At 72.4% G+C, this 7,116-nt stretch carries 4 protein-coding genes; all 4 read left to right on the top strand.

The window, feature by feature from the left end; translation table 11 throughout:
* Positions 1 to 181 precede the first annotated feature (181 nt).
* The 4 genes from ACIQTO_RS26910 to cydD all read left to right on the top strand — a co-directional run bounded on the left by ACIQTO_RS26910 (position 182) and on the right by cydD (position 7,099).
* Positions 182 to 565, top strand: coding sequence for a VOC family protein (locus tag ACIQTO_RS26910; protein WP_402392926.1), 384 nt, complete (start codon positions 182 to 184; stop codon positions 563 to 565).
* Between the two features lie 321 nt (positions 566 to 886).
* Entirely contained in the window at positions 887 to 2,431 is a 1,545-nt protein-coding gene (locus tag ACIQTO_RS26905) for a cytochrome ubiquinol oxidase subunit I (RefSeq protein ID WP_402392924.1), read from the top strand.
* 51 nt (positions 2,432 to 2,482) lie between these two features.
* Entirely contained in the window at positions 2,483 to 3,508 is a 1,026-nt protein-coding gene (gene cydB / locus ACIQTO_RS26900; RefSeq protein WP_402392921.1) for a cytochrome d ubiquinol oxidase subunit II, read from the top strand.
* Between the two features lie 3 nt (positions 3,509 to 3,511).
* Entirely contained in the window at positions 3,512 to 7,099 is a 3,588-nt protein-coding gene (gene cydD, locus ACIQTO_RS26895) for a thiol reductant ABC exporter subunit CydD (protein ID WP_402392918.1), read from the top strand.
* The last annotated feature ends 17 nt before the right edge of the window (positions 7,100 to 7,116 follow it).

Genomic DNA, 7,116 nt, shown 5'->3' with positions numbered 1-7,116 from the left:
CAGTTGCACTCGCGTCACACAACACGGTCTACCGGACCAGGGCCCACCGCGAGGGCGGAACCTGCAAATTGATCACAACCAGATACACGCCCTAGGATCGCCGTTACGGCATCGCGTGTCGGTCACCGTCCGGGTGAGGCATGGAGGTAGCCCGTGAGTGCCTTACGGAGGCATTCGAACCATGGCAGTCCAGTTCAATCACACCATCGTGCAAGCCCGGGACAACCGGGAATCCGCCGCGTTCCTGGCAGGCCTCCTCGGCCTTGAGGTCGGGACGGCCTGGGGCCCGTTCGTCCCCCTCGCCACGGACAACGGCGTCACCCTCGACTTCGTGTCCGTCCCGGCGGAGTCGGTCGTCCCGCAGCACTACGCCTTCCTCGTCTCGGACGAGGAGTTCGACGCCGCCTTCGCCCGGATCGAGGCGGACGGCATCGGCTACTACGCCGACCCGCAGCTGAAGCTGCCCGGCGAGATCAACCACCACCACGGCGGCCGGGGTCTGTACTTCTTCGACCCGGCCGGCCACGGCATGGAGATCATCACCCGCCCCTACGGCAGCCACTAGGACCTAGGTCCACGGCCCACCGGGCCGGACCGCCACCGGACGATCCGGCGCCTGTCAAGCGCCGGATCGTCCAAGATCATTTCCCCGACCGCCCGGCCGCTCGTTGTGGCAGGCCAGGGCTGGTCCGCAGACTGTGCGCACGGCATCGCCGGTCAATCGCACCCCGCTCGCAATTCACTCGTAAGCATGATGGATACTGGCCCTTGTGAACGTGTTCACGTTCACAAGCGGACAAGCTTGCGCGGTTACGCAGCGGTCTACAGCTATAGATGAAGTTTGTCCGAAAAGTGACCTTACGGGTCGGGTCGGAGAGAGGGCGACGTGGAACTGGCAATCGCTCACGAAACCATCGCGCGATGGCAATTCGGCATCACCACCGTCTACCATTTCCTCTTCGTACCGCTCACCGTCAGCCTGGCCGCCATCGTGGCCGGACTGGAGACCGCCTGGGTGCGGACGGACAAGGAGAAGTACTTCCACGCCACGAAGTTCTGGGGGAAGCTCTTCCTGATCAACATCGCGATGGGTGTGGTCACCGGCATCGTCCAGGAGTTCCAGTTCGGGATGAACTGGTCCGACTACTCCCGGTTCGTCGGTGACGTCTTCGGCGCCCCGCTCGCGATGGAGGCGCTGATCGCCTTCTTCTTCGAGTCGACCTTCATCGGGCTCTGGATCTTCGGCTGGGACAAGCTGCCGAGGAAGCTGCACTGCGCCTGCATGTGGATGGTGGCGCTCGGCACCGTGCTCTCCGCCTACTTCATCCTGGCGGCCAACTCCTGGATGCAGCACCCGGTCGGCTACGCGATCGACCCGGTCACCGGGAAGGCGCAGCTCACCGACATCGCGCGGGTGCTGTTCCAGGACACCACCGTCACCGTCGTCCTGCACACCCTGACGGCCGCCTTCCTCACCGGCGCGGCCTTCATGGTCGGCATCGCCTCCTTCCACCTCTGGAAGGCCAAGCGCCGGCCGGAGGGCGCCGACCCCAAGCGGATCGCCGTGATGCGGACCTCGCTGCGCCTCGGCCTGGTGCTGGCCGTGATCTTCGGCCTCGGCACCGCGCTCAGCGGCGACTCGCTCGCCAAGGTGATGTTCCGCCAGCAGCCGATGAAGATGGCCGCCGCCGAGGCGCTCTGGGACACCCAGGCGCCGGCACCGTTCTCGGTCTTCGCGGTCGGCGACGTCAGCAAGGGCCACAACTCGGTGGAGCTGGAGATCCCCGGGATACTGTCCTTCCTCGCCAACAGCGACTTCAGCTCCTCCGTCCCCGGCATCAACGACACGGCCGACGCGGAGGCCGCCAAGTACGGCGGTGACCCGAAGGACTACATCCCGAGCATCTTCGTCACCTACTGGGGCTTCCGCCTCATGATCGGCTTCGGGATGACCTCCTTCGTGGCGGGGCTGGTCGGGCTCTGGACCACCCGGCGCAAGTGGTTGGTGGCGCCGGAGTTCCGCACCGGCGACACCGAGGTGCCCAGGCTGATGCTGACCCCGAAGCGCGAGCTCGGCCCGTTCCTCACCAAGTGGAGCTGGCGGATCGGCATCCTCACCATGGGGTTCCCGCTGATCGCCAACAGCTTCGGCTGGATCTTCACCGAGATGGGCCGCCAGCCCTGGGCCGTCTTCGGGCTGATGACCACCGCGAGCGCCGTCTCGCCGAACGTCGGCATCGGCACCCAGATCGGCGCCCTGACCACCTTCACCCTGCTGTACGCGGTCCTCGCCGTCATCGAGGTGCGGCTGCTGGTCAAGTACGCCAAGGCCGGCCCGGTCACCTCCGAGCGGCCGCCCACCGAGGACCCGACGCTGCGCGGCCCGTCCTCGGACGACGAGGCCGACAAGCCCCTCGCCTTCGCCTACTGAGCCCCCCACCGAGCCCCACCGCGGACTACCGAGGACTACTGAGGATCCGACATGCAACTCCACGACGTCTGGTTCGTCCTGATCGCCGTCCTGTGGATCGGCTACTTCTTCCTTGAGGGCTTCGACTTCGGCATCGGCATCCTCACCAAGCCACTGGCCCGCTCCACCGCCGAGCGGCGGGTGCTGATCAACACCATCGGCCCGGTCTGGGACGGCAACGAGGTCTGGCTGCTCACCGCCGGCGGCGCCACCTTCGCGGCCTTCCCGGACTGGTACGCCACGCTGTTCAGCGGCTTCTACATCCCGCTGCTGGCGATCCTGGTCTGCCTGATCGTGCGCGGGGTCGCCTTCGAGTACCGGGCCAAGCGCTCGGAGCCGCGCTGGCAGCGGAACTGGGAGGAGGCGATCTTCTGGACCTCGCTGATCCCGGCCTTCCTCTGGGGCGTGGCCTTCGCCAACATCGTCCGCGGCGTCGACATCGACCAGCAGAAGAACTACGTCGGCACCTTCTGGGACCTGCTCAACCCGTACGCGCTGCTCGGCGGTCTGGTCACCCTCACCCTCTTCACCTTCCACGGCGCGGTGTTCGCCGCGCTCAAGACGGTCGGGGAGATCCGTGACCGGGCCCGGGCCATGGCGTTGCGGCTCGGCCTGGTGACGGCGGTGCTGGCGCTGGTCTTCCTGGTCTGGACCCAGGCCGACAACGGCAACGGCTGGAGCCTCGCGGCGCTGGTGATCGCCGTGCTGGCCCTGGTCGGCGCCCTGGTGGCCAACCAGCTGGCCCGTGAGGGCTGGGCGTTCGTGCTGTCCGGGGCGACCATCGTGGCCGCGGTCGCGATGCTCTTCCTCGCGCTGTTCCCGGACGTGATGCCGTCCAGCCTGAACGCGGACTGGAGCCTGACCGTCACCAACGCGGCCTCCTCGCCGTACACGCTGAAGCTGATGACGATCGTCGCGGCGGTCTTCACCCCGCTCGTGCTGCTCTACCAGGGCTGGACGTACTGGGTGTTCCGCAAGCGGATCGGCGTCCAGCACATCCCCGGGCACGACCCGGCCGCCGCGCTCGACCAGGGCTGAGCGATGAAGCCCGTCGACCCCCGACTGCTCGCCCACGCCCGCACCACCCGCGTCTTCCTCGCCGGATCGGTCCTCCTCGGCGGCGCGGGGGCGGCCCTGGTGGTCGCCCAGGCGAGCCTGATCGCGGAGATCGTCGTCCGCGCCTTCCAGCAGCGCGCCGGCCTCGGCGAGCTGACCACGCCGCTGGTGTGGCTGGCGCTGACGGCGGTCGGGCGCGGGCTGGTCGGCTGGCTCACCGAACTCACCGCGCACCGGTCCGTCGCCCGGGTGAAGTCCACCCTGCGGCGCCGGCTGCTCGACCACGCCACCGCGCTCGGCCCGGCCTACCTGGCGGGCCGGCGCACCGGCGAACTCACCACCCTGGCCACCCGCGGCGTCGACGCGCTCGACGACTACTTCGCCCGTTACCTGCCGCAGCTGGCGCTCGCGGTGGTCGTCCCGGTGATCGTGCTGCTGCGGGTCGTCGGTGCCGACTTCACCTCGGCCGCGATCATCGCCGGGACGCTGCCGCTGATCCCGCTCTTCATGGTGCTGATCGGGATGGCCACCCAGAGCCGGATGGACCGGCAGTGGGAGACCCTCTCCCGGCTCTCGCACCACTTCCTGGACGTGGTCGCCGGCCTGCCCACGCTCAAGGTGTTCGGCCGGGCCCGCGCCCAGGCCGCCACCATCGCCCGGATCACCGCCGACTACCGCCGCGCCACCCTGCGCACCCTGCGGATCGCCTTCATCTCCTCGTTCGCCCTGGAGCTGCTCTCCACCCTGTCGGTGGCCCTGGTCGCGGTCACCGTCGGCTTCCGGCTGGTGGACGGCACGCTCGACCTGGAGACCGGGCTGCTGATCCTGATCCTGGCGCCCGAGGTGTACTTCCCGATCCGCCAGGTCGGCGCGCTCTACCACTCCAGCGTGGAGGGGCTGACCGCCGCCGACGAGCTCTTCCAGGTGCTGGAGACCCCGCTGCCGCCGGCCGGGCGGGTGCCCGCCCCGGCCCTCGCCGGCGCCGTCGTCGAGGCGGCCGGCCTGACCGTGACGCACCCCGGCCGGACGGCGCCCGCGCTGGACGGCGCCGCGCTGACCCTGCGTCCGGGCAGCACCACCGCGCTCACCGGACCGAGCGGGGCCGGCAAGTCCACCCTGCTCGCCGTCCTGCTCGGCCTCACCGCGCCGGACGCGGGCGGTGTGCGGATCACCGCCGCCGACGGGCGGACGTACGAACTCGCCGAGCTGGAGCCGGAGAGCTGGCGCCGGCAGATCGCCTGGGTGCCGCAGCACCCGTACCTGTTCGCCGGCACCGTCGCCGACAACCTGCGGCTCTACCGGCCCGACGCCACCGAGGACGAGCTGGGGGCGGCGCTGCGGTCCGCGCACGCGCTGGAGTTCGTGCGGCAGCTGCCGCGGGGGCTCGCCACCGTGCTGGGCGAGGACGGCTCCGGGCTGTCGGCGGGCCAGCGGCAGCGGCTGGCGCTCGCCCGGGTGCTGCTCGTCGACGACCGGCCGCTGGTGCTGCTGGACGAGCCGACCGCCGGACTGGACGGCGCCTCGGAGGCGGCGGTGGTGGAGGCCGTCCGTGAGCTGGCCGCCGACCCGGCGCGCACCGTGCTGCTGGTCGCGCACCGGCCGGCGCTGCTGGCGGTGGCGGACCGGCTGGTCCGGCTGGCGGGCGCCCCGGCGCCCGGCCCCGCCGCGCTGACCGCCGCCCCCGCCGCCGCACCGGCCCGGCCCGCGCACAGCGGGCGGCCGGTGCCGGCCGCCGACGCCCCGCCGGCGGCCCCGGCCGGGGCGGCCACCGCGCGGCCCCGGCTCGCGCTCTCCGTCCTGCTCGGCGCGCTCGCCCTCGGCTGCGCCGTCGCGCTGATGGCCACCTCGGGCTACCTCATCTCCTACGCCTCCGAGATGCCGCCGGTGCTCTACCTGATGATGGCCGTCACCTCGGTGCGGGCCTTCGGCATCGGCCGGAGCGTGTTCCGCTACGCCGAGCGGCTGGTCTCGCACGACGCGGTGCTGCGCACCCTCGGCACGCTGCGGGCCACCGTGTACGGCCGGCTCGCCGCACTCGCCCCGGCCGGGCTGCCGGCCTTCCGGCGCGGTGACCTGCTCTCCCGGCTGGTCGCCGACGTCGACGCCGTCCAGGACCACTACCTGCGCTGGCGCTTGCCGGCGGCGGTGGCGGCCCTGGTGTCGCTGGCGGCGACGGTGGCGATGGCCGCCTTCCTGCCCTCGGCCGGGCTGGTCCTCGGACTGGGGCTGCTGCTGGCCGGCGCGGTGGTACCCGCGCTGGCCTCCCGCTGGTCGGCCGGCGCCGAGCGGCGGCAGGCCCCGGCCCGCGGCCGGCTGGCCACCGCCGTGGTCGACACCCTCACCGGCACGGCCGAACTCACCGTGGCCGGCGCGCTCCCGGGCCGGCTGGCCGCCGTCCGCTCCGCCGACGCCGCGCTGACCGGGCTGGCCGCCCGCTCGGCCGCCACCACGGCGCTCGGCACCGGGCTGATCGCGCTGCTCACCGGGCTGACGACGGCCGCCGCCGCGGCCGTCGGCATCCGGGGCGTGCAGAGCGGCGCGCTGGCACCGGTCTGCCTCGCGGTGGTCGTCCTCACCCCGCTGGCCGCCTTCGAGGCCGTCACCGGGATGCCGCTCGCCGTCCAGGCCCGCCAGCGCGGCCGGGCCGCCTCGGCGCGGCTGGCCGAGGTGCTGGACGCGCCGGACCCGGTCACCGAACCCGCCACCCCGGCCGCCCTGCCGGAGCGGCCGCTGCCGATCGCCGTCCGCGGGCTGACCGCCCGCCACCCCGGACAGGCCGTGGACGCGCTGGTCGGCCTCGACCTCGATCTCGCCGCCGGCCGCCGGATCGCCGTGGTCGGCCCGTCCGGCTCCGGCAAGACCACGCTCGCCCAGGCGCTGCTGCGGTTCCTGGAGCCGACGTCGGGCCGGGTCACCCTCGCCGCCGACTGTCCACAGGCTGTGGACAGCCGGTCGGTGGCCGGGGACGACGTCCGTCGGGTGATCGGGCTCTGCGCCCAGGACGCGTACGTCTTCGACAGCTCGCTGCGGGAGAACCTGCGGCTGGCCCGGCCCGCGGCCGGTGAGGAGGAGCTGCGCGCCGCGCTGGCCGCCGCCCGGCTGCTGGACTGGACGGACACCCTCCCGGCGGGCCTCGACACCATGGTCGGCGAGCACGGCGCCCGGCTCTCCGGCGGTCAGCGCCAGCGGCTCGCGCTCGCCCGCGCGCTGCTGGCCGACTTCCCGGTGCTCGTCCTGGACGAGCCCGCGGAGCACCTCGACCTACCGACCGCCGACGCGCTCACCGCCGACCTGCTCGCCGCCACGGTCGGCCGGACCACGGTGCTGATCACCCACCGGCTGGCCGGCCTCGACGACACCACCGTCGACGAGGTGCTCGTCCTGGACGGCGGCCGGGTGGTCGAACGCGGCACCTGGTCGGCCCTGGTGGCCGCGCCGGACAGCCGGTTGCGGGCGATGTGGGAGCGCGAGCGGGAGGCGGACGGCTCGGTGCCGGCCTGCCCGGTGGCGCTCGCCGGGGCCGTGACACCCGGGGCGGGACGCACTCCGCCGGTCGCGCCGTCCTTCGGCTGAAAACCGTACAAACTACG

Origin of the sequence: Kitasatospora sp. NPDC091207 (genome assembly GCF_044768625.1) — a bacterium.
GTDB lineage: Bacteria > Actinomycetota > Actinomycetes > Streptomycetales > Streptomycetaceae > Kitasatospora.
The sequence above is the reverse complement of the archived record's forward strand: the minus strand, read 5'-3'. Positions and strand labels throughout refer to the sequence as shown.

Excerpts from the sequence above, each read along its gene's own strand:
- ACIQTO_RS26910 (WP_402392926.1), top strand. The coding sequence starts at position 182 with ATGGCAGTCCAGTTCAATCACACCATCGTGCAAGCCCGGGACAACCGG.
- cydB (WP_402392921.1), top strand. The coding sequence starts at position 2,483 with ATGCAACTCCACGACGTCTGGTTCGTCCTGATCGCCGTCCTGTGGATC.
- cydD (WP_402392918.1), top strand. The coding sequence starts at position 3,512 with ATGAAGCCCGTCGACCCCCGACTGCTCGCCCACGCCCGCACCACCCGC.